Annotated in this window: 22 protein-coding genes and 5 pseudogenes; 15 read left to right on the top strand and 12 right to left on the bottom strand. The window is 40.0% G+C overall.

Going from position 1 to position 21,251, the window contains the following annotated elements:
- Window positions 1–230 precede the first annotated feature (230 nt).
- Window positions 231–740: a hypothetical protein gene (locus JCM19033_RS00855; protein WP_054634933.1), complete on the top strand. Its 510-nt coding sequence runs from the start codon at window positions 231–233 to the stop codon at window positions 738–740.
- Entirely contained in the window at window positions 722–1,333 is a 612-nt protein-coding gene (locus JCM19033_RS00850) for a glycosyltransferase (RefSeq protein ID WP_198153379.1), read from the top strand. Before JCM19033_RS00855 ends, JCM19033_RS00850 begins: the two co-directional genes overlap by 19 nt.
- On the opposite strand, the gene JCM19033_RS00845 is transcribed toward JCM19033_RS00850, so the two are convergent.
- The gene (locus tag JCM19033_RS00845; protein ID WP_054634931.1) at window positions 1,319–1,510 is read right to left on the bottom strand and encodes a hypothetical protein; all 192 of its coding nucleotides are present in this window, start codon (window positions 1,508–1,510) and stop codon (window positions 1,319–1,321) included. The genes JCM19033_RS00850 and JCM19033_RS00845 overlap by 15 nt on opposite strands.
- A gap of 105 nt (window positions 1,511–1,615) precedes the next feature.
- Between JCM19033_RS00845 and JCM19033_RS00840 the strand changes: the two genes are divergently transcribed.
- From JCM19033_RS00840 to JCM19033_RS24005, 3 genes are all read left to right on the top strand, one after another.
- Window positions 1,616–2,125, top strand: a complete 510-nt coding sequence (locus JCM19033_RS00840; RefSeq protein ID WP_198153378.1) for a peroxiredoxin — start codon at window positions 1,616–1,618, stop codon at window positions 2,123–2,125.
- Window positions 2,126–2,193: 68 nt separating this feature from the next.
- The gene (locus tag JCM19033_RS00835) at window positions 2,194–2,946 is read left to right on the top strand and encodes an EamA family transporter (RefSeq protein WP_054634929.1); all 753 of its coding nucleotides are present in this window, start codon (window positions 2,194–2,196) and stop codon (window positions 2,944–2,946) included.
- Window positions 2,862–3,089, top strand: coding sequence for an EamA family transporter (locus JCM19033_RS24005; RefSeq protein WP_269757925.1), 228 nt, complete (start codon window positions 2,862–2,864; stop codon window positions 3,087–3,089). The genes JCM19033_RS00835 and JCM19033_RS24005 overlap by 85 nt, the downstream gene beginning before the upstream one ends.
- Before the next feature lie 170 nt (window positions 3,090–3,259).
- On the opposite strand, the gene JCM19033_RS26960 is transcribed toward JCM19033_RS24005, so the two are convergent.
- Window positions 3,260–3,802, bottom strand: a complete 543-nt coding sequence (locus tag JCM19033_RS26960) for a sodium:calcium antiporter (RefSeq protein WP_306301174.1) — start codon at window positions 3,800–3,802, stop codon at window positions 3,260–3,262.
- Window positions 3,799–4,242, bottom strand: a complete 444-nt coding sequence (locus JCM19033_RS26955; RefSeq protein WP_306301173.1) for a hypothetical protein — start codon at window positions 4,240–4,242, stop codon at window positions 3,799–3,801. The genes JCM19033_RS26960 and JCM19033_RS26955 overlap by 4 nt, the downstream gene beginning before the upstream one ends.
- A gap of 480 nt (window positions 4,243–4,722) precedes the next feature.
- Between JCM19033_RS26955 and JCM19033_RS00825 the strand changes: the two genes are divergently transcribed.
- Both JCM19033_RS00825 and JCM19033_RS00820 read left to right on the top strand, forming a co-directional pair.
- Window positions 4,723–4,995, top strand: coding sequence for a YciI family protein (locus tag JCM19033_RS00825; protein WP_054634928.1), 273 nt, complete (start codon window positions 4,723–4,725; stop codon window positions 4,993–4,995).
- 23 nt (window positions 4,996–5,018) lie between these two features.
- Window positions 5,019–5,888 carry an NAD(P)-dependent oxidoreductase gene (locus tag JCM19033_RS00820; RefSeq protein WP_054634927.1) on the top strand — a complete coding sequence of 290 codons (870 nt, stop codon included), beginning with the start codon at window positions 5,019–5,021 and terminating at the stop codon, window positions 5,886–5,888.
- A gap of 82 nt (window positions 5,889–5,970) precedes the next feature.
- On the opposite strand, the pseudogene JCM19033_RS00815 reads toward JCM19033_RS00820, so the two are convergent.
- Window positions 5,971–6,506, bottom strand: a pseudogene (locus JCM19033_RS00815) (HD domain-containing protein).
- 431 nt (window positions 6,507–6,937) lie between these two features.
- Between JCM19033_RS00815 and JCM19033_RS00810 the strand changes: the two are divergent.
- From JCM19033_RS00810 to cls, 6 genes and pseudogenes are all read left to right on the top strand, one after another.
- A complete protein-coding gene (locus JCM19033_RS00810; protein ID WP_054634926.1) occupies window positions 6,938–8,143 on the top strand; it encodes a putative glycoside hydrolase in 1,206 nt (401 codons plus the stop codon).
- Window positions 8,144–8,323: 180 nt separating this feature from the next.
- Window positions 8,324–8,896 (top strand): N-acetyltransferase, encoded by a 573-nt coding sequence (locus JCM19033_RS00805; RefSeq protein WP_054634925.1) that lies wholly within the window; start codon window positions 8,324–8,326, stop codon window positions 8,894–8,896.
- A 120-nt stretch (window positions 8,897–9,016) separates the two neighbouring features.
- On the top strand, window positions 9,017–9,154 hold the full coding sequence (locus JCM19033_RS24000; RefSeq protein WP_198153376.1) for a hypothetical protein: 138 nt from the start codon (window positions 9,017–9,019) through the stop codon (window positions 9,152–9,154).
- A 422-nt stretch (window positions 9,155–9,576) separates the two neighbouring features.
- Window positions 9,577–9,973: pseudogene (gene spxA, locus JCM19033_RS00800) on the top strand (transcriptional regulator SpxA).
- Window positions 9,974–10,448: 475 nt separating this feature from the next.
- Window positions 10,449–11,119 (top strand): annotated as a pseudogene (gene mecA / locus JCM19033_RS00795) (adaptor protein MecA).
- A gap of 191 nt (window positions 11,120–11,310) precedes the next feature.
- Window positions 11,311–12,818, top strand: a pseudogene (gene cls / locus JCM19033_RS00790) (cardiolipin synthase).
- A gap of 240 nt (window positions 12,819–13,058) precedes the next feature.
- Here cls and splB read toward each other — a convergent pair.
- Window positions 13,059–14,087 carry a spore photoproduct lyase gene (splB, locus tag JCM19033_RS00785; protein WP_054634924.1) on the bottom strand — a complete coding sequence of 343 codons (1,029 nt, stop codon included), beginning with the start codon at window positions 14,085–14,087 and terminating at the stop codon, window positions 13,059–13,061.
- Window positions 14,088–14,098: 11 nt separating this feature from the next.
- Window positions 14,099–14,341 carry a transcriptional regulator SplA domain-containing protein gene (locus JCM19033_RS00780; protein ID WP_374701186.1) on the bottom strand — a complete coding sequence of 81 codons (243 nt, stop codon included), beginning with the start codon at window positions 14,339–14,341 and terminating at the stop codon, window positions 14,099–14,101.
- 92 nt (window positions 14,342–14,433) lie between these two features.
- Here JCM19033_RS00780 and JCM19033_RS00775 point away from each other — a divergent pair, with 92 nt between their 5' ends.
- Together JCM19033_RS00775 and pepF are read left to right on the top strand one after the other, a co-directional pair.
- A complete protein-coding gene (locus tag JCM19033_RS00775) occupies window positions 14,434–15,666 on the top strand; it encodes a competence protein CoiA (protein ID WP_054634922.1) in 1,233 nt (410 codons plus the stop codon).
- Between the two features lie 178 nt (window positions 15,667–15,844).
- Window positions 15,845–17,671 (top strand): oligoendopeptidase F, encoded by a 1,827-nt coding sequence (gene pepF / locus JCM19033_RS00770; protein WP_054634921.1) that lies wholly within the window; start codon window positions 15,845–15,847, stop codon window positions 17,669–17,671.
- Between the two features lie 35 nt (window positions 17,672–17,706).
- Here the strand turns inward: pepF and JCM19033_RS23995 are convergent, their stop codons facing one another.
- The 6 genes and pseudogenes from JCM19033_RS23995 to JCM19033_RS00745 all read right to left on the bottom strand — a co-directional run bounded on the left by JCM19033_RS23995 (window position 17,707) and on the right by JCM19033_RS00745 (window position 21,173).
- The gene (locus JCM19033_RS23995) at window positions 17,707–17,877 is read right to left on the bottom strand and encodes a hypothetical protein (RefSeq protein ID WP_198153375.1); all 171 of its coding nucleotides are present in this window, start codon (window positions 17,875–17,877) and stop codon (window positions 17,707–17,709) included.
- A 293-nt stretch (window positions 17,878–18,170) separates the two neighbouring features.
- Window positions 18,171–19,040 (bottom strand): ClpXP adapter SpxH family protein, encoded by an 870-nt coding sequence (locus JCM19033_RS00765; protein WP_083465194.1) that lies wholly within the window; start codon window positions 19,038–19,040, stop codon window positions 18,171–18,173.
- Between the two features lie 66 nt (window positions 19,041–19,106).
- A complete protein-coding gene (locus tag JCM19033_RS00760; RefSeq protein WP_054634920.1) occupies window positions 19,107–19,490 on the bottom strand; it encodes a globin in 384 nt (127 codons plus the stop codon).
- Window positions 19,491–19,792: 302 nt separating this feature from the next.
- Window positions 19,793–20,175 (bottom strand): annotated as a pseudogene (locus tag JCM19033_RS00755) (lytic transglycosylase domain-containing protein); the annotation flags it as partial.
- The gene (locus tag JCM19033_RS00750; RefSeq protein ID WP_054634918.1) at window positions 20,154–20,486 is read right to left on the bottom strand and encodes a hypothetical protein; all 333 of its coding nucleotides are present in this window, start codon (window positions 20,484–20,486) and stop codon (window positions 20,154–20,156) included. The gene JCM19033_RS00750 and the pseudogene JCM19033_RS00755, both read right to left, overlap by 22 nt.
- Window positions 20,487–20,591: 105 nt before the next feature.
- Window positions 20,592–21,173 (bottom strand): CYTH domain-containing protein, encoded by a 582-nt coding sequence (locus JCM19033_RS00745; protein ID WP_054634917.1) that lies wholly within the window; start codon window positions 21,171–21,173, stop codon window positions 20,592–20,594.
- Window positions 21,174–21,251 lie beyond the last annotated feature (78 nt).

Here is a 21,251-nt window from a genome sequence, read left to right as displayed (position 1 = left end):
GTTTGTCATCCCTTCTCCTAAATTACACTTGGTCGTTTTCTACAGGGAGAAACTAAGAAACCCTGTTTTACAACTTCAGTCTTTTCAAATACTTAGTTTGCTTTGTGATTGATCTCTTACCATATTACCCGAAACTCTTTCCTCTCGTAAACCGGACATCTAAAGTTTACATGCCGCTCCCCTTTTGCGCATAGCATGTTAGAAAGAAGGGGACAAAGGGGGGCACCGGTGTGAATGTCTTGCTTTTTTCAATGTCCGGATGTAACGGTTCTGATCGTGCTGCGCTCGCTGTCAAAGAGGAAGGAAAAGCGTATGGAATGAAAATCAAGGTTGTTGACCCTTTAAAAGAATACGTTCCAGGGGCCCACCAATATTTAAAGAAGATAACACTGCTTAAAGAAAGCAGTTCAAAGATCGCTGAATATATAGAGAAGTATTTGGAGGCTTGGGCTAGATATCTTTTTAAGAAAATGTATCCATGGCTTGATAAGGTTTCTAGAAAGGCTGATTTGTTTGTAAGTATTCACCCGCTTTATACGTATCTCCTGGCATTATACAAAAGCGAGCGCAAAAGCAGCATACCTTTATACGGTGTGAATGCAAATTTCACCTTGGAGAGGATGCATGATGTAAAAGGTGTGAATGCCATTATCACTCCCTTTCCGTTTGCAGAGGCAGGAAGTAATACAAGGGCACCTGTAGTCCACTGGGTATGCCTGTCATGTCAGCTGATAGCATAAAGAATACAAAAGAAGGAGCAAGGACGGAATTCTCTCTTTCATCTGGAAAAAAAATAATAACAATCGTAGAAGGGGAGGAAGGGATTTCATATTCGAGACTGTGGAAACAGCTTTCAAAGGTGCCGGTGCCATGTACCTTCCTCTTACTAACTGCAAGGAGTTCAAAGGCAGCTTCCTTCTACTTTAAAACTAGTCATTCCGGCCATGACATGCGCATTGTACCTCATACAAAGAAATATTATGAGTATCTTCTGACAAGCGATATTGTCATAGGAAGAGGCGAGGCTGTAACCAGCAGTGAAGCCCTCTCCTTAAAAATCCCTTTTATCTGTTTGCCGTCGCGAAAAGATGGAGGGAAAGAAAACCCTATGCTGTTACAAGAAAGAAATGCTGCTCTTGTTACTGAAAATTATAAAGAAGTGAAGGAAAGAGCATCAGACTTACTTTTAAATCCTTTTTTGTATCAAAGAATGCAAAAGTCTGGGTATGAATTTATTAAAGATTCGGCTGCTCCATCAATTGTCAGGTATTTATTCAGGGAAGGTGTCAGGAGTCAAAGGAGAAAGCTTCCCCCGTACTTAACTCTCATTTGACGTTTGATCCTTTTTTCTTTTCTCCCACAGTAACCCTCCATAGAAAAGACAGGCTAAAAGAAGGGGAAGGATGAGCATCCATCCAGGATCTCTGTTTCCCTGGTATGTAAACAGGACTACACCTCCAATGATAATAGAAAGAACAGTTAAGATGACCCGGTACCACCAGATTCTCAAGAGCAGGGCTCCTTTCAAAAATAATAGGGACATGGAATGGAGTCCCGGACCCGGAGAGGAGGGCATGATGAAAACAGGTAAAGGCAGACTCATATTTGTTTTGTTTTGCGGGCTGTTTTTTTACTGGGGTTAATGTATCAAAATTGGGAAGCTCCGGTCAAAGAAGTTGTTCAGCCCATAGAAAAAGAAGGAATAGAAGCCGGGATGAAAGCACCTGACTTCTCCCTGCCTTCTCTTGCAGGAGGAGAGGTTACGTTATCTGATTATTACGGGGAAACCATTATTCTTACCTTTTTTACTACGTGGTGCAGTGTTTGCCAGGAAGAGCTTCCTGCCTTGTCTCAACTGTACCAGGAGGAAAAAGGAACAGGAATAAAAATGTTTGCGGTTAATGTTGCGGCACAAGAAGTACAGGGAAAGGACCTTGAGAACTTCTCCCGTCATTTTCAATTATCAATGCCTGTTTTAATCGACAAAACCGGAACGTCTTCTCAAAAGTACCAGGTAACCGGAGTGCCAATGACTTATATCATTGATGCAGAGGGGAAAGTAGAAAAAAGATACTTCGGGCCTGTGCATCAAGAGGAACTTAAGAAACACTTTAGAAAAAATTGACAATAGTCTCCTGCTGCCATACGATGAAACACAGATATGTTACTAAGACGGCAGCAGGAGGGCTAATCATGGGATTTATCCTGGCTTTGTTAACAGGGCTTTGTTTTGCGATCAGCAACATCTTAGTAAGAAAAGGGATGGCCCATTCACAAAAAGATAATGGAGTGCTGACAACGTTATTGGTGAATCTTATCGTATTGGGAGGCGCCGCTTTACTTTTCAGACTCCTTACAGAAGGACAGCCAATAACTTGGCAGGGGTTAGGGTGGTTTGCCCTGGCAGGTGTATTTACAACATTTCTTGGGAGAACCACTTTATTTATGAGTTTTCGGCACATTGGACCAACGAGGGGAACAGCTGTTAAGAACAGTGCGCCTATGTTCACCGTACTTTTTGCTGTGCTTTTTTTGGGAGAAGCAGTGGCAGGTCTTCCCTTGGTTGGTATCATTCTTGTATTATGCGGCCTTTTCATCCAGGGTTATTATATGGTTCAGCAAGGCCCGGATTTATCTGTCGATAAAGGAAGAGAGAGAAAGGGTTACTTCATAGCTCTGACTTCTGCCGTTGTGTTTGGGATCGGTCAGGCTTTTCGGAAGCCAGGAATGGAGATTATGTCGGACCCGTTTTTAGGAGCGTTTATTTCCGCTTCAGTAGCTTCGATACTTTTTTTATCCGTGGAAGCAAGGGAAACGCGTATCTTTACTCAAATAAAGCGACAGATAAAAGCAAAAAATATATATTATATAGGAGCTGGAGTCTTTACAAGCTTTGCTATGATCTGTTTTTTTCTGCAATTATGTTTATACCAGTTTCTTATGTAGCTGTAGTAGCTGCATTAGAGCCCATGCTGACTATTATTTTAAGTAAATTGTTTCTTAGGCAGGAAGAGAAAATTTATGGGTATACATTGGCGGCCGCTTTCACAATTGTAGGCGGAGTAGCTATGATCATCCTTTTTACATAAGGAAACCTAAAAAGAACGAGCTGACAATAACCAGATAAAAAATGCCCCCCACCTGCTGGTGAGAGGCATTTTTTATTTTTCTTGTTTTACATGAACCTCGCTTGCACTTAAATGAGGTGCGCGATCCGTTCAAGTTCAATTACACTCGCTTTTCACGATGACTTCATTATTTAAGCAATGAATATTAAATAGGAGGAGACAAAATAGAAAACAATCAATACAGCTGAAGGCAGGGGATAAAATGAAATATGATCCTTCCGTCCTCGAAAGATAGACAAGAGGACGATAGCTGACAGAATTGTTACAGCAACTGCCGTAATCATATGAACATCACTTACAGCCTGAAGAATTGGGGCAGGCTGATAAGCCAAATCTGTTACAAACAACAAAATGATGTTAAAGAGATTACTTCCAAGAATGGAGCCTAAAGCCAGGTTGTGGTTCTTTAATTGAAGAGCCACTAGCACTGAAACAGCCTCTGGCAAGGATGTGGAAGCTGCGATAAGGAAGCTTCCTACAAAACTTGAGCCCAGGCCCGTAATGACGGCAATCTGATCTCCTGTAATTGTAAGAACAGAACCGGCAAGCAGTATGATCACCGCTGCAATAAGAAACCCTATCTTTGCTCGCTTTAATGAAATGGCGTGTGTATGGTAGTCAGATTCCTCTTCATTCCCCTGAACCGGAGCTTCTCCTTTTACTCTGCTGATCAAAACCATCCCGCTATATACACGGCAAGAATAAGAAAAGAATCAAGTCCAATGCCAAGAATGGAAATATCAGTTCTGACAAAGAGAGCAAAGATGACCATTAAGCCTAAAAACAGTCCTAAACTTGATGTATAAGCATGGGATTTAGAAGTTTGACCAAAGAGCTTTTCCTTACGGTAAAACAAATCAAATACTGCAATGATCAGCAGGTTAAACATATTGCTTCCTAATACATTTCCAACAGCAATGTCAGGATTATCAAGCACTACGGCTGTTAAACTGGTTGTCACTTCAGGAAGGGAGGTTGCCCCTGCTAAAAGAAGCGTTCCTACCAGCAATCCTCCAAGCTTTGACTTCTCACTTAAGACATCGGCATAAGTGGAAAGTTTGATTGCGGCCAGCACGGTGAAAATGGCGGCAATAGTAAATAAAAAGAACGCCATAGTGTTTGTCTCCTTTTCCCTCCGTAATAGTAAGGACATTTTCAGGTCTTTTCATTAAGAAAAATCAGGGAGCTTTTTCCACAAAAAAGACCTTTTTATAAAAGCCTTCTGGTTTTCTGCCCAAAAAGCTTTCATAAAAAGGTCTTGCGTACCTTGAGCCACCTGGACTTCAAAGCTCAACGGACCGAGTGAGAAACTCACTGTCATGACGACCCGCCAACCATTTGGACGCTACTCCCCTTTAAATGAACCTTGTTTACAAACTAAACATACCACCGCTTTCGTACTCAGTCAATGGAAAATTTTGAATAATTGGCCGTTTTTACTCACGGGAAAAGCCATGAAACAATAAAACCTAACACCAGAAAACAAAATACTTTATCTATATAGAAAACAAGTTTAAAATAAATAGGTGAAAGTAACATTTTGAAAATTTATACTATTGTCCAGCCTTTGCTGGAATTTGGGAGGAGAGGTAAGATGAAGTATTTTGCAGCATTTTTACCAATGAAAGATAAGGAGCTTAGTGACAAATACAGACAAGCTCATTTAGATTTTTTAAACAAACTAAAAGATGAAGGAACGATTCCTGCTTATGGACGCTTTGTTGATGGCGCAGGAGGATTGGTCATCTATAAAGGAGAATCCCAGGAGGAAGTTGAAGAACTGGTAAAGCAGGATCCATTTGTGGCCGAAGGGGCAAGAGATTTTGAAGTCCATGAATGGGCATTGGTGTCTGATCACTGGAAATAAAGAGCCGGAGAGGAGGAAGATCAATGACAAAATTAGCATACATAGGGCTTGGGAATATGGGACTTCCCATGGCTGTAAATCTTGTGAAAGCTGGCTATGAAGTCTACGGCAAAAACCGTTCTCAAGGAAAAGAAGAGACGTTTGCCGGACAAGGCGGAAAAGTAGGGAAATCTGTTGCCCAATTGGCAAAAGAAGCTGATGTTGTCATGACATGCCTGCCTATGCCGGATGATGTGGAAAACATGATTCTGGGGAAAGACGGCCTTCTGGAACATGCGAAAGAAGGATTGACGATCATTGATTTTAGTACGGTTTCCCCAGAATTGAACGTTAAAATTTATGAACAGGCTAATGAGAAAGGGGTGCACTTTTTAGATGCACCGATTAGCGGAGGCACAACAGGGGCAGAAGCAGCAACTTTAGCCATTATGGTTGGCGGGGACGAGAAGGTGTTTCAGGAAGTCACCCCAATTCTTGAAACAGTCGGCGAGAATATTACATATGCCGGCCCATCCGGGAGCGGGACGAAGGTGAAGCTGATCAACCAGTATTTTGTCGGTATGCATACCATGGCTGTAAGTGAAGCGATGCATTTGGCGGCTGAAGCTGGTATTGACCGGGACCTTCTTTATGGTGTTCTTAGTAAAAGTTTTGCTCAGAGCAGAATTTATGACAGGCATTATCCTGATTTTATTGCCAAGGAGCAGTACACACCAGGCTTTGCCCTTGAACTCCTTCATAAAGATCTTAGATTGATGAGTGCAATGGCTGAGGAAGCAAATGTTTCTTTAGAATTTGGTCAAAGTATAACGAAGGCTTTTGCAAAAGCAGAAGAGATGGAATTAGGTAAAGAAGACATGAGCGCTTTATACAAATATGTAAAAAGCAAATAACAAAAAAGCCATCAAGCCTTTTTTAAAGGGGGTTGATGGCTTTTTTTATTTTACTTTGCTGATCACCCGATAGTAGGTAAAGCTACACCGATTCTTTAAGCTTTCTTTCATAAAGGGCTTTCTCAATCATTCCATCCAGCTGTTTCAGCTTTTCATAAGCCTTTTCTTCGGAAATGCGGCGGTAATGGTGACGTCCGTTTGGTTCCTCGTCCATTTCATCTGCAAGTGCGACGACTCGCTGAAGATTACTTCGGTTTAAATCGGCTTCAGGCAGATAAGAATCTGTATGAAGCAGAATTGCTAATGCAATCTCTTTTGCAAAACGTCGGTCTTCACCAAGCCTCACTAATAATTTATGAGCCGCTCAGCTCCCTTGATGGCGTGAATGTCATTTTCTTTATATAAATTAAAGTCCCATTCTCCATTTTTATACCACGTATAATGCCCCATATCATGAAGGAAGGCTGCTTTTGCAGCAAGGTCGGGATTCACTCCGAATTCGTGAGAAAGACGAAATGCATGATAGGAGGCAGAAATGGCATGGGCCAGACCAGCGCGCTTTACATATTTTTGGGCGATCGGGTGATTAAATATTTGTAATAGCGTTACTTGTCTCACCAAAATCCCTCCTATACTTATAGTCTCTTCTAAATATATTTTTACTATTATAACGATTTCCAAACATACTTGCAAGTGAAATTTAAACGTTTTAGTTTACCGCTGCCTATATTATCTTAGTCACAATATATACAAGGTATTCGTCATAATTTTAATTGCTTGTTACTCGTTTTTTTCAATATAGACAGGGTAAACAAACCTTGCGAGAAGTAATAAAAAATTGCGAGAGAAGGGAGATAATGACATATCGCGGGAGGAGTAACAAAGAAAGTTGTAAAAGAAATGAAATTTTTCCCTAAATCTATTGGTATGCAATCTTGAGCGTAGTATAATTTTGGAAGAAAGTATATTGAAAATGATATGTATTCCAAATATTTGTCTGGAAATCGGGAATCAGAATGTGAACTATACATAAAAGGGGCAGTGGGAAAATGAAAAAATATGCTATTGGAGCAGGGACAGCATTGTTGGCTACCGTGTTGTTTATCTCTCCTGAATCTGCAAAAGCTGAAGAAACGTCTGACGTTGGACAGCACAGTCATAAAGTATCAGAAGCAAAAGAAAGAGAATTGCCAGAAAGAATGCTGCGTTTTCGCTATGAGTCCGGTTACACCTTTGAATATCCGGACGCAGTTCGTGGGACATTTGTAACCGGCCACTCAGCAGGTGGCTCCAAGTTTAATGAACTTATTGAATTAACAAACGAAACGGAGCTAAACGCGATGGTTATTGATGTCAAGGATGATCATGGCCACCTGACATTCAGGCCAAACGAAGATTCTCCGTACATGGATATCAGCCAGGAATGGATTAATGACCCTGAGGAAATGATGGCTACCCTCGAAGAACATGAAATATATCCGATAGCCCGTGTGGTGGTTTTTAAAGATACTGTATTAGCAGAAGAAAGACCGGAATGGTCTTTCACTCAAGATGGGGAAGTGTGGAAAAATAACAGAGGAGAAGCCTTTGTGAACCCGTTTGTTGAAGAAGTTTGGGATTATAACATTGACATTGCTGAAAAAGCAGCCCAGCTGGGTTTCCAGGAAATTCAGTTTGACTATGTGCGTTTTCCGGAAGGGTTTGAAAACAGGTACGATGTGTTAGATTATGACCATGGAAATTACGCTGACAGTGATGATGATGTGGAAGCGAGAGTGGATGCTGTATCCGACTTTGTGGCACATGCCAGGGAGAGGCTTGGAGGCGCCTATGATGTAGATGTTTCGGTTGATGTTTTTGGTTATGCATTTACAGTGGAAAACGCTCCTGGCATTGGACAGAATATCGTGAAAATTTCAGAAAATGTAGATGTTATTTCTTCCATGATTTATCCGAGTCATTGGACTCCTCATTTTGGATTAGACAAGCCGGACTTATACCCATACGAACTGACCGATGCCTATGCTCAAGTAGAAAATGAAGTGCTGGGACAGCTTGATGATCCACCGGTATCAAGACCATGGATTCAGGACTTCACAGCGAGCTACCTTGGTGCCGGTAACTATATCCCTTATGGAGTAGAAGAGGTGGAAGCTCAAATCAGGGCCTTAAATGAAAATGGCATTGATGAATTCCTGCTGTGGAATGCAAGTAATAATTATACCGAAGGGGTAGATTACACCCCATTAGATTAAAGCAAAGAGGATGTCTTATTCCAGTCCCATACTCGTGACAGGAATGAGGCATCTTTTTTATTGGGATCATTAGGTGGATAAAAGGTGAAAGGGTGCGGAAACTAAAGGCAGGTGGTTCCAAAATAATCAGAATTCTCGTATAATGTAGTGGAGAAGACAAATGGAGGTTATAGTAACCATATGAATTGGTACGAAAAGCTGAACCAGTATTTCCCTATAGAAGAAATGAAGTCGAAGGAGCATATGGAGCTGCTTTTAAAAGAAAAAGGTGACATTTACCGTAAAGATGAAGGCCCTCATCATGTCATTATGTATGTGGAAACAGAAGACTTTGTCTTCATTGACTATCTATTTGTTTCGAAGAAAAGCCGGGGACAAGGCTTGGGCCATAAGCTTATAGATAAGTTGAAGAAAAAAGGAAAACCAATTATACTTGAAGTAGAGCCACTAGACTACGAAGACACAGATAGTGAAAAAAGACTTCGTTTTTATCAGCGGGAAGGGTTTAAACATGCAAAGTCGATAGGCTATAGCCGCCGTTCCTTAGCAACTAAAGAAGTGAACACGTTAGAGATTTTATATTGGTCTCCTGGAAATGAATCAGAGGAAACCATTTATGAGAAGATGAAGCACACTTATGAAAACATTCATACGTACAAGGACCAGCAGTTATATGGAGAATCCTATCAGGATGTTGATGAAGTTCTGACTTACACTGAAAAGGCATCAGAACGGAAGAAAGAAGAAGTTTAGAACTGCTCATCCTCTATGGTTTCAAGGTACCATCCTCTTTTTGTCAGAGCATGTTCTAATTTTGGATTGTCAATCAAACAAAGTTTACTCGAACATCTCTTTCACAAGGAGGGAGAAATAATGAAAAACAAACAAAAGCTGAAACGCAAAAATAAAAGAGAGGTCCTTCGTGATATGCTGAGGAAGAATTTAAAGGATCTTAATAGACTGCCTCAGCCTGAAAGAGGTCCTGCTCAGCCAACAAAGACATCTGCCTGAACCAAAAAAAGAAAGCCGCTATCACTGCGGTTTTCTTTTTTATAGCTCTGTTATAGTCCAATAGTGACTTCTATAAGGGATTTGATTGTAGATAAAAGTAAGGCGGCTTCATTTTTCTGTTGAAGCTGTGACATGTTCATGGGAGCATCGTTTACTGAACATCAACAACAAAATGTGACAAGCAAAGCCCTTATGATAAAAAATGAAAAAAAGGTTTATAGAGAATTTAGAAAAGGTATATAAAGATTGTGCGTATCTGTAAGCTGTGAATTATGTAACTATGTCAAAAAAAACGAATATCTTGAAAAAATGTACCCAAATTAGAATAATTATTGTATAATTATATTTGTAAAGATGAAGAACTACCGTGGAAAACTCTTTAATATAATATATCGTTTCTTTGAAGGGAGAGGTTTCAACCAATGGTAACCTTGCTCACATCTCCAAGCTGCACATCATGCCGGAAGGCAAGAGCGTGGCTGGAAGAACATAATATTCCATATGAAGAGAGAAATGTATTTGCATCTCCTCTTACCGTGGATGAAGTTAAAGAAGTCGTTCGAATGACAGAAGATGGAACCGACGAAATTGTATCAAAAAGATCCAAGGTGTTCCAAGAGCTAGAAGTTGAGCTTGAATCTATGCCTTTGCAGCAATTATTCGAGTTAATCAGTGAACATCCAGGGTTACTGAGACGGCCGATTATTTTTGATGAAAAAACGTTTGCAGGTTGGATACAATGAAGCGGAAATTCGCCGTTTTCTACCGAGAAAAGTTCGTACTTTTAACTTATTAGAAGCACAGAAAATGGTGAATTAATGTATAAAAAGAAAAAGCTTCTACTTATCAATTGTAGAAGCTTTTTCTCATTTACATACTATTTACATAAATAGAACAAAGTTTGGCAATCCTTCAAACAACGAAGCATATAGGAGAAGAAAAGTGTGGTTTTCTATACCGAAACGAGCTGAAGAAATGTTATAATATATGTAGGAAGGGAATAATTGTTGTTGTAATTATAATTTTCAAAATAATTCTTGACAATGCACGCGCTTTCCTTGAAAATAATGATTTAATAAAAGGTTTACACGACCCATTCTCTTGATTCGCTCCGCTCCCATCATAAACGAAAAACAGTAAGGGATGAGCACCAGCCTTAACAACAATCGTCTTATCGTATAAAATAATTAATATAATAAACGATAAGATTATAGATGCTTTGCACTGGGTATAGCCGTACTAAAGATATCTTGGAGAAAAGCATTCGACCTTACCTAGTAGGAGGGAGAGAATCATGGAAATCGAAAGAATTAATGACTCCACAATTAAGTTTTATATCACGTATCGTGACATTGAAGATAGAGGTTTTGACAGAGATGAGATCTGGTATAACAGAGAACGTGGAGAAGAGCTCTTTTTGAAATGATGAATGAAGCAACGGATCATCAAGATTCATTTGAAATAGAAGGTCCCCTTTGGATCCAGATCCAGGCTCTAGAGAAAGGACTTGAAGTAGTAGTAACTAGAGGCCAGATTTCTGATGGTAATGTGAAACTGGAAATTCCTGTAACTCAGGATAAAGGTGAAGACATGCCTGTGGATGATAACATTGTTGATATGCTGGATGAACAGTTCCGTTCTTCCCAAAAGAGTCGTCAATATAGTCAAAACCAGGATGAAGAACTTGAACTTGTTATTGAATTTAAGGATTTAGAGGATTTGATATCACTAAGTCAATCCTTTGATGCATCGTACGTGAAAAACGAAGTATACCACTTCCAAGGCTCCTATTACTTGTATCTTCTCTTTGATAATCACTACACAGAAGATGAACAGGATGATATGTTAAGCCGGGTGCTCGAATATGGAGAAGAGTCTGACGTGTCGATTTACCGTATTAGAGAGTATGGTAAGACTATTGTAGAAGAAAACGGTTTGCAGGTTATAAAAGATAACTTTTCATAATCAAGAGAAATCGTGCCTTTTTAAAGCCGGTTCCATTAAGGAACCGGCTTTTTTTGCGCGTTCCTGAAAAGAGAGCAAGAGAGACTTTGCTTTTGAACAGTATATAAATAGGGAATGAGGAAGAAAAGGAAGTGGAAAGGAAGTATTTATCTCATACATAAAATAACAGCTTATGAATTGGAGAAATGACCATGAAAAACCGTTTTAATATTGTCGTCTTTTTATTGCTATTGGTTACTGTTTTTTATATAAGCCGGGACTTATGGGATGGCTGGATTGTAGGAGCCATCACCCTTCTTTTTACTTTGTCAGTCATTTTTATAGCGATTGTTATTTTTCTGGAGAACAGAAATCCAACAAAGACATTGACCTGGCTGATCGTCTTAGGTGTGTTCCCTGTTGTCGGGTTTATTTTTTATTTACTGTTTGGACAAAATCATCGCAAAAACAAAAACTTAACGAAACAAGCAGCCCTTCAAGAGCAGGCATTTGAAAAAATAGAACAAAGCCGCTATTTAGATGAAGGGGAGCTCAGAAAAATGGGAAGGCAGGAACAATTATTCCGTCTAGCTCATCGAATAGGAAATAATCCAATAAATTTCAATACAAATACGAAAGTGCTGACAGACGGAAAAGAAACCTTCACCCACATTACCCAAACATTAAAAATGGCTAAAGATCACATTCATTTAGTGTATTATATTGTAAGAGATGACAAGCTGGGCCAGGAGATCAAGGAGATACTTATCCAGAAAGCCGAAGAAGGGGTAAAGGTTCGTTTTTTGTTTGATGCAGTTGGCTGCTGGAAGCTGTCAAAAAAGTATATTAAAGAGTTGAAAAATGCAGGAGTGGAAATGGTTCCTTTTGCTCCTGTCAGACTCCCTCTGATCACACATCAAGTAAATTACCGTAACCACCGGAAAATTATCGTCATTGACGGTCAGCTTGCATATGTCGGCGGGCTCAATATTGGGGATGAATATATGGGAAGGAATAAGTACTTTGGGATCTGGCGGGATACCCATTTAATGGTGCAAGGAGAAGCGGTCAGAACTCTTCAATTAATATTTCTGAGGGATTGGTACTATTCGACAGGCAAAGCGCTTTTAGAACCTCAGTACTTGTCGCCGGCTCTTCCGGAGGGAAAACAAGATGGGGGCGTGCAAATGATCGCAAGCGGGCCGGATACAAAGTGGGAAGTCATTAAAAAACTGTTTTTTCTATGATTACTTCTGCAAAAAAATCAATTTGGATTGCTTCCCCTTACTTTATCCCTGATGATGATATCTTGTCTGCATTAAAGATTGCTGCTTTGAGCGGAATTGATGTCAGGTTGTTAATGCCTGCAAAACCAGATAAACGGATTGTATTTTATGCATCGCGTTCCTATTTTCCTGAACTCATGGACGCAGGGGTGAAAATTTATGAATACGACCGTGGCTTTATGCACAGTAAAATTATGATTGTCGATCATGAGATTGCCTCTTTAGGCACAGCAAATATGGACATGAGAAGTTTTCATTTGAATTTTGAAGTTAATGCCTTCCTTTACCGGACAAAAAGTGTAACCACTCTGGTGGGAGATTATATTTATGACTTGGAGCATTCCACCCGGATTATGCTGCCAGAGTTTCAAAAGAGGCCATTTGTAACAAGAGTCGTAGAATCAACGTCCAGGCTTCTATCTCCATTATTATAGGACTCTGTTATAGGCGAATAGTCTTTTTATAAGGCTTTTGTTTGTAAATAAAAGAGCGAGAGCTTCGGCATTAGGAGGAGCCGAAGGTCCCGCAGGGTGTTTTTCGAGGAAGTTGAGGTCATGCCTAAAGCATAGAAGATATCGTGATTGGGATGTAGAATTCATGAATGGATATGGCACTTGTACGTTAGGTGCATGTGAGCGTCTAGGAAAATCAACTACAAGCTAAAAAGAGCGTGCTTACGTGAAATACTCTATGTTTGCTTCCGGGAAATACTCAGAGAGGTGTTTGGAAAAGAATTCTTTTATTTTTTCTTGTTCATCTGTCTGATACACATATTTACCTATCCCGTATCGTCCCCATTTATACTTTCTTTTTTCTTCTTCTAATTCCAGCTTGGTCATCGGATAATTTTGTTCAATGACTCGCTTTGCCGGCTTTGTGAACCGGTGCTGTATTAATTCAAAGGTTAAATCATCCGTGGCAGAAGAAGGTAATGTTTCGCTTAGGTGTTGAAGCATTCCAAGGTATCCATCTTCCCATCCTTCGTGGATGTAAATGGGTGCTATGATGAAGCCAAGAGGGAAGCCAGCCTTTGCTACCTTTGCGGCCGCTTCAATTCGTAAGTCTAATGGTGAGGTGCCTGGTTCAAAGTTTTTAATGACAAAAGGAGCATTAATGCTGAATCGAAACCTTGTCCGGCCGTTATGATTGGCATCAAGAAGATGATCGACATGATGGAATTTGGTCACAAATCGAAGCAGGGCATGTTCTGATTGCCCAATATGCTCTATCGTCTTTTTAAGCGTGTGTGTTAGGTGGTCGATTCCAACGATATCAGATGTACAGGAAGCCTCAAACCTGGTTATTTCCGGGGCTCTTTCTTCTACATACTTATCTGCTGCTTCAAAAATTTCTTCTAGGTTAACATAGGTACGAATATAAGGTTTACTTCCCATTGTTGTTTGAAGATAACAATAATGGCAATGTCCCATACAGCCAGTGGCTAAGGGAATAGCATACTCAGCAGAAGGCTTGGATGAATCAAAGGACAGAGTTTTTCGGACACCTACAACCAAGGTTGATTTGGCTTTGCGGTATTTTTGTAAGTGAGTATCTCCTGGCAGGTTTCTAACTTGATTATGAGAGGTTGTTTGCCGAATTTCTACTCCTTCCTTTTCAAATTTGGCTTTTAATTCCCTGCCAAGTGGGTATTCTAAGGCTCTTGGCTCAATATATACAAGCTGGGGATAAAAAGGTTTCATCATCCATCTCCTTTTTACATTTCACTTTGTTCGTTGTCTTCGAAATAATAATTGTACATCTTTACTGCTTCTTCATACGTTGTATATATCGCATAATCATCCTGAAGAGGATAGTGGGTATCCATTAGAAATAATGACAGCTCTTCATTGTTTTCCGGGCTTTCAGTAATGATTGCTTCCTGAATGGTTGCTACATTTTGAGTGTGAGGGTTGCGGTAAATAACATAAGCTTTGTCCCCGTTTTTAAATTGATTCACCGAGATTCTCCTTTCATAAACCATACCAACTTTTCTACAGAGCAGGAATTCGTCTTCCTTCTGGTGAATTGAATATTCATTGGAGGTGTTTTATGTTCGTAGCTAAAAAAAGTAATGGTTCTATCATTTCCTTGTTACATTCTTATCAAAGAGAAGAAGCCCAAAATGCCAGCTTGCTGTTTTGTCCTGCTTGCAGCAGTGAAGTTATTTTAAAAAAAGGGTCCAAACGCCAGTGGCATTTTGCTCATAAAATTTCTTCGTTATGCTCTTCTCAAAATGAACCCGAAACAGAAGAGCATCTTGCAGGAAAACAACGCCTATATTATTGGCTGAAAAAGCAAGGTTTACCCGTATTTCTGGAACATACTCTCCCCGTTACAAAAAGACGAGCTGATCTTTATCTTCCCCTTGCCCCACGTCCCGTAGCAATTGAATTCCAATGCGCTTCTATGACAGACGAGGAATGCTTAAACCGTACAAGGGATTATCTTAAAGAGGGAGTGTGGCCTGTTTGGATATTTTCCCTGCAGCGATTCCGGTCCCGGCACCCAATGAGCCTCGAAGGAATAACCTCTCTCTACTCTTTTGAATGGATTCCCTTAAGAGAAAGCGTCTCACTTTCTCATCGTTTTCTTATTTACTATTCCCCTGCTCAGCAGCGCTTTCATTTTTTGTTCCCTCTTACTAGCCTTTCCTCACGCCGTACCTTTTATCAGCAGACCTTACTTCATGAAACAGAACTTTCATTTTCCCATTTGTTTAATCCGCCCGTTCCAACAAAGCCCCCGACCGTGTTATTTCCTGCCTGGATGAAAGTGAAAAAACAATGGAGATATGGTCGTAAGAATAATCGCGAAGGAATAGTCTATAACGAAGTGAATAAATTATTTGCTTCTCATTATAGAGACAGCAGCTTGTTTTCTGCGGAAGCGGGCTGGCCAATAGTAAACAAGGAGGAATTAATAACCAAACCTTTGTGGTGGCAGAGCTGGCTCCTTTTTTTTCTAAGTACATGTGTAAAAGAAGGGAGGACGATAAAGGAAAAGACTCTTTGGCAGGAGTTCAATGGACGAATGGAGGAGAATGGATTTCAAAAACGAGTGCTGCCTTTATTAACCAGACATGATGAATACTTATTTATCTACATTAGGTTTATAGAAAAAGCAGGGCTGGTAGAGGAGGTGGAAAAAGGGGTTTGGAAGCAGAAACGTTCTTTGTACCTTCCATCATCTCTGGATGAAGGATATTTTTTAGACGTAAAGATATCGAAAGCATTTTTTTCATTTTTCTCTTCTTTTGACGCCTGGCAGAAAAAGAATACATGAAGAAGCTCCAGTAATTAGGAAGGATCCGAAATGATGATTAAGGTCATTTATCTTCATCTTTAACATAGCTTTCTTTTTTAAAGGGAAGGATTATAAGGAATAGCCATTTTTGCTGGAGAAACTTTTCATCATTCGTTAAAATTGGAAACAGAATATATATTACGTGGGAGGATGCTAAATGAGTGAAGAGAAGAAGAACAATAGCTTACCGAAACGGGAAGATCTTCCAATTGAAACAACATGGAATCTAGAAGATATTTTTTCCACGGATGAAGAGTGGGAAAAAGAATTTAATCATATAAAAGAGTTGCTGCCTGATTTGCAAGAGTACAAAGGAAAAACGGGAGAATCGGCAGAACAGTTATACGGACTGTTAGCCCTTCAGGATAAAATTGCTGAAAAGCTGGGACGTTTATATACATACGCTCATATGCGTAGCGATGAAGATACAGGGAATTCCTATTATCAAGGCTTAAACGAAAGAGCATCAAGCCTTGCCTCCCAAGCAGGGCAGGCTATGGCTTTTATTGTCCCTGAAATTCTTAACGTACCCGAGGATAAAATCAATGATTTTCTTGAAGAGAAAAAGGAATTGCAGGTATACGCTCACGCACTGGATGAGATCAATAAAAACCGTCCTCACGTATTAAATGAATCAGAAGAGTCTATTTTGGCTCAAGCGTCAGAAGTAACTTCCGCACCAGGGAACACCTTTGGCATGTTAAACAATGCTGATTTGAAATTTCCTTCCATTGAGGATGAAAACGGGGAAGAAACCCAGGTCACACATGGGCGGCTTCTGACGTTTTATGAAAGTGAGAACCGCCGTGTAAGAAAAGATGCGTTTAAAGCTGTTTATGAGACGTATGGAAAGTATAAAAATACATTTGCCAGCACGTTAAGCGGACAAGTAAAAAGAAATTTATTTTACGCTAACGTCCGTAATTATGAGTCTGCACGCCAGGCAGCGTTAAGTAATAATAACATTCCAGAGGTCGTCTATGACCAGCTGGTTGACACAGTAAACGAACATCTCCATCTCCTTCACAGGTACGTAAGCCTTCGGAAGAAAGTGTTACAGCTTGATGAGATACACAATTATGACTTATACACCCCGCTTGTAAAGGGAGTAGATATGAAAATCAGCTATGAAGAGGCAAAGGAGCACGTTGTAAACGGAGTTCAGCCTCTAGGGGAAGAGTATGTGAGCAAGATAAAAGAAGGCTTTGAAAACCGCTGGATTGATGTGTATGAAAACGAAGGGAAAAGAAGCGGAGCATATTCTTCCGGAGCGTATGGAACGATGCCTTATATTTTGATGAACTGGCAGGATAATGTAAACAACATGTTTACTCTTGCACATGAGTTAGGGCACTCTTTACACAGCTATTACAGCAGGGAAAACCAGCCGTTCATTTACTCTGATTACACCATTTTTGTGGCCGAGGTCGCTTCTACATTAAATGAAGCCCTGCTTAATGATTACCTCTTGAAGACAATTGATGACAAGGATAAAAAGCTTTACTTGTTAAACCATTTCCTTGAAGGGTTCAGAGGCACAGTCTTTCGCCAGACTATGTTTGCTGAGTTTGAACAAATCATTCATGAGAAAGGGAAAAATGGTGAACCTCTTACCCCGGATTTGCTGAATGAGACTTATTATAAGTTAAACGAAAAGTATTTTGGAGATGATATAACTTTGGATGAGGAAATTGGACTCGAATGGGCCAGAATCCCTCATTTCTATATGAATTTTTACGTGTATCAATATGCAACTGGCTATAGTGCAGCGACAGCTTTATCTAAACAAATTTTAGAAGAAGGAGAGCCAGCAGTAGAAAGGTATCTGGAATTTTTAAAATCGGGCAGCTCAGATTATCCTATTGAAGTATTGAAAAAAGCGGGGGTCGATATGACATCCTCTGAACCTATCAAAGAAGCGATGAGTGTGTTTGAGGACACATTGAATGAAATGGAAAAGCTTTTAGAGATGAAGGAAAAATAAGCCATGAAAAAAGGCACAGCCCGAGCTGTGCCTTTTTATGATATCCCCTTAAATTTATTGCGCTCATTTAAACAGTGAACGGTAAAAAGAATAGAAAAAAATAAAGCAAGGCTGCCTGCAGCAACAGGGATAAAATGCATTACCCCCAGTATAAATAAGAAAAAGCTCAATATAATTAGAATGATTCCTACACCAAATGCCAGCACTTTGTCCTCCCCTTTGCCATGAAATTCATTCTTGAATATATGTCCATGACTGAAAGGCTATTCCTTTTTGAAAGTGAAAAACGTTAGATTGCACGATAAGGCATGTTGGTTTAATTGTTAATAAATTTTTCAGGTGGAACTTCTGTAGATTTCAGTGAAAAGCCACAGCTCAAGGTCATGCAGCAATGGGCTTTACATAAGGAAGCTGAAGCGCTGCCCGCGGAATAAAAGATACCGTAAATGGCAATATGAAGTAACGCGCTGTATGCAAATGTTGTACTTTGCCTCAGAGCTTAAGAGGATAAATATTTCCAAAAGGTTCCGTACTTTACTGGCACTCGCTCGACTTTTCGCTTCAACATCAATTTCTTCAAACAGGATTCAGCCTCTTTGAGAGAAAGATCATAAACTACAGCAACTTCTTTGCTTGCGACGAATTGAAACTTTTCTAAGAAATCCTCCAGAGGAAGTTTGTCTGCCCTTTTGGGCGTAAAGCCCAGCATTTCAGTGAGAATATCAACATATACTTCGTATGGATAGGAGCCAGGTACCTTCAGGCCGGCTTCTTCAATTTTTTCATTAAAGAATACAAAGGTGGGAGCACGGTCTACTTCCATTTCTCTTGTCGTTTTAATATCGCACTGAAGCGCCTTGATGGCACAGGTTGAATGAAAGTCAGATTGAAAGCTGTTTTCGTCCAGTCCTGTTGCTCTGGCGATCTCATAAAGAACCTTTTCGTCAGCCACATTTTGTTTTTCTAGAAAAAGTTTTTCCCTCAGTTTACGACTAAAAGTGGCAGCTTTTGCTCTTCCTTGCATCTCGGCAGCTTTAATGGCAAGTGAAGGGACATAAGAAGAGACAAGAGGGTTTTCCAGCCAGACATCCCCATCACAGGACATCCCTGTTCTTGCTGCCGTTTCTTCAAACCTTAACGCTAAATTCTTAGGGTTTTTCTTATGTTTGGAATCATAAGAATCCCGCGACTCGAGCTGACTTGCAATGAAAAAACGAATAGAAAAATAACTGCCGAATTCAATGATGAATTTCTTTAGAGTGGGTTCAAAGGCCCAACATTCTGGACAAAGAGGGTCTGTAAAGACGTATAATTCTATTTTCTTTTTTGGAGTTCTCAGTGCTTCAGCTTCTTCGGCAGAATCCCGCATATGCCAAGCCAGTCATCACATTGAACCTTTTTCTCCTCTTTTTCAATGGTCCACACTCCTTTCTGTCTATTCTTCAGGTGTATTGACCATATGGTGTGCAGTAAAAGTTAATCGATCAAAAATGTGTTCACGCAACGGGCCTTCCAAACCAACTTCATCCATAGCCAATTTCATACAGGAAAGCCATGCCGAGGCACGAGAGGGTGTGATAGGAAATGGCATGTGCCTTGCACGCAGCCTTGGATGTCCATGCTCTTCGGTGTATAAGGGCGGCCCGCCAAGAAACTGGGTTAAAAATTGTTTTTGTTTTCTGGCTGTTTCTGTTAAGTCCTCAGGAAAGATAGGTGACAGCTCAGGGTGATTCTTCACATGTATATAAAAAGTATCAACAAGGCGGCTTAATGTTTCTTGGCCGCCGATTCCTTCAAATGGGCTTTGTTCTTCTTTCATAGGTTTTCTCCTTTTACGGTTTCCATACTTGTTATTCTTCCACAATCGTTCTCACTTAAGATAGCGGGAAGGAATATAGATTGCAAGAAAAAAGCTCTGTAAAAATAAACGATTAGATTGAAAGGAATATGAAAAATGACAAATCATTTACAATTTTATTGTAGCAATGCATCTTTATATCAGCAAATATAACGAACTTGTGCTGTATGGTTAAAATGACGGTCTGAACGAGAGGGAAGAAAAGGAGGAAGACAAAAAAGCAGATCCAGTTACAAGCTGGACCTGCTTACATATCATTTTTATTAAGCTAACGAGTGAAAGGTGTTCATAACTTTAGGTACGTATGCCTGCGTTTCTTTAAAAGGAGGAATGCCATTATAGCGGTCTACATTCCCCGGACCTGCATTATAAGCTGCAAGTGCCAGCCGGGTATTGCCATTATAGCGGTTTAGCATATCTTTTAAATACCTTGCACCCCCGTCAATATTTTGTTTAGGGTCATATGGATCATTGACTTTCAGCCACTTTGCTGTGCCCGGCATTAACTGCATTAAACCTGTGCTCCTGCATGACTTTTGGCGTTAGGATTGAAGTTTGATTCATGCTTTATAACTGAATAAATTAGGCGGGGATCCAGATTATAACGTTCGGCAGCCTCTTCAATTAATTGATTATAGTTTGAAGAAGCAGAGAGTGATTTCTTCTCTGAAGAAGACGAGCCTGAGAAATCTCTGCAGGTGGTGAAGTTTTACTTTTTGATGCAAGCTTCATTGCAGCTTCATGAAAACGCTCAGCTGCGGCAGGTGTTAAAAACAGCGAACGGTCAGCTAATCCTTCCTTTACAGAGCTGGCTTCTGTAAACGAAGAAGGTATTGCTTCTGTCAGGTTTTGTAAGTGGGCGTCAAATGATGAATGAAAAGCTGGGTCTTTTATTGACTTCTGACGGCCGGCTGATCCATCAAAAAACAAGGAACCTGATATAAATGAAATATTCATTACTTTCACCTCGTTAAAGTATACATAAGAGCAAATGGATGGTAAGGAACTTCGAAAAGGATTCGGAGAAATGAACCTAAATGAAAAGCTACTCCGTTTTCTTTGTTAATTCGCTTTTTCTATTAAAAAACCTTTGTATTTTGTTTGGTGTTTCCCTTTTAGGATGTCATATTTATCTAAGATGGACATCAGTACCTTGTCGACATGGTCTCTACTCGTTCCTTCAAATTCCAGTTCATAATCTTCCTTATCCAAATAAGTGCTGTGGTCAAATACAAGCTCTCCCTTTTGATAAGGAAGCTCTAGACGGTATGTAGTCAGTGTACCAAGGTTGTTTACTTTTTTTATATCGGTTAAGGAAAGAGAAAGTTTTAATTGTTTTTCAACTTCTCCCTTAGGGATATGTCCCGTTTGTATTGCTCTTTCTGCTTCTTTTTCGGTTAACAGCTGATTTGTTTCCAGAAGCTCATCTTTGTGGGGTTCTTTCAGAGTCAACATCCATTGATTGTTCTTCTCCCTGATGCGAAGAGCCGCTTTTTTCCCTTTTATTTGAAAATCTTCTGTGTCAAAATAGGTGTTGCGTTGACGTGTGAATTGATCATAAGAAAGGTTCCATTCCTTCATGATGCGTTCAAACTCATCTTTGGTAACCAGATTCTTTCCTTCAATTTCAATATCTTGACCCATAGTTTCTCTCCTTTTATTTATGGTAAAAAATCATTTATTGAATATAAGATAACATGTCTTCAGTATGGGGCAAAAAAG

This window comes from Thalassobacillus sp. C254, from assembly GCF_001310615.1.
This window is presented reverse-complemented; position numbering and strand designations above follow the sequence as displayed.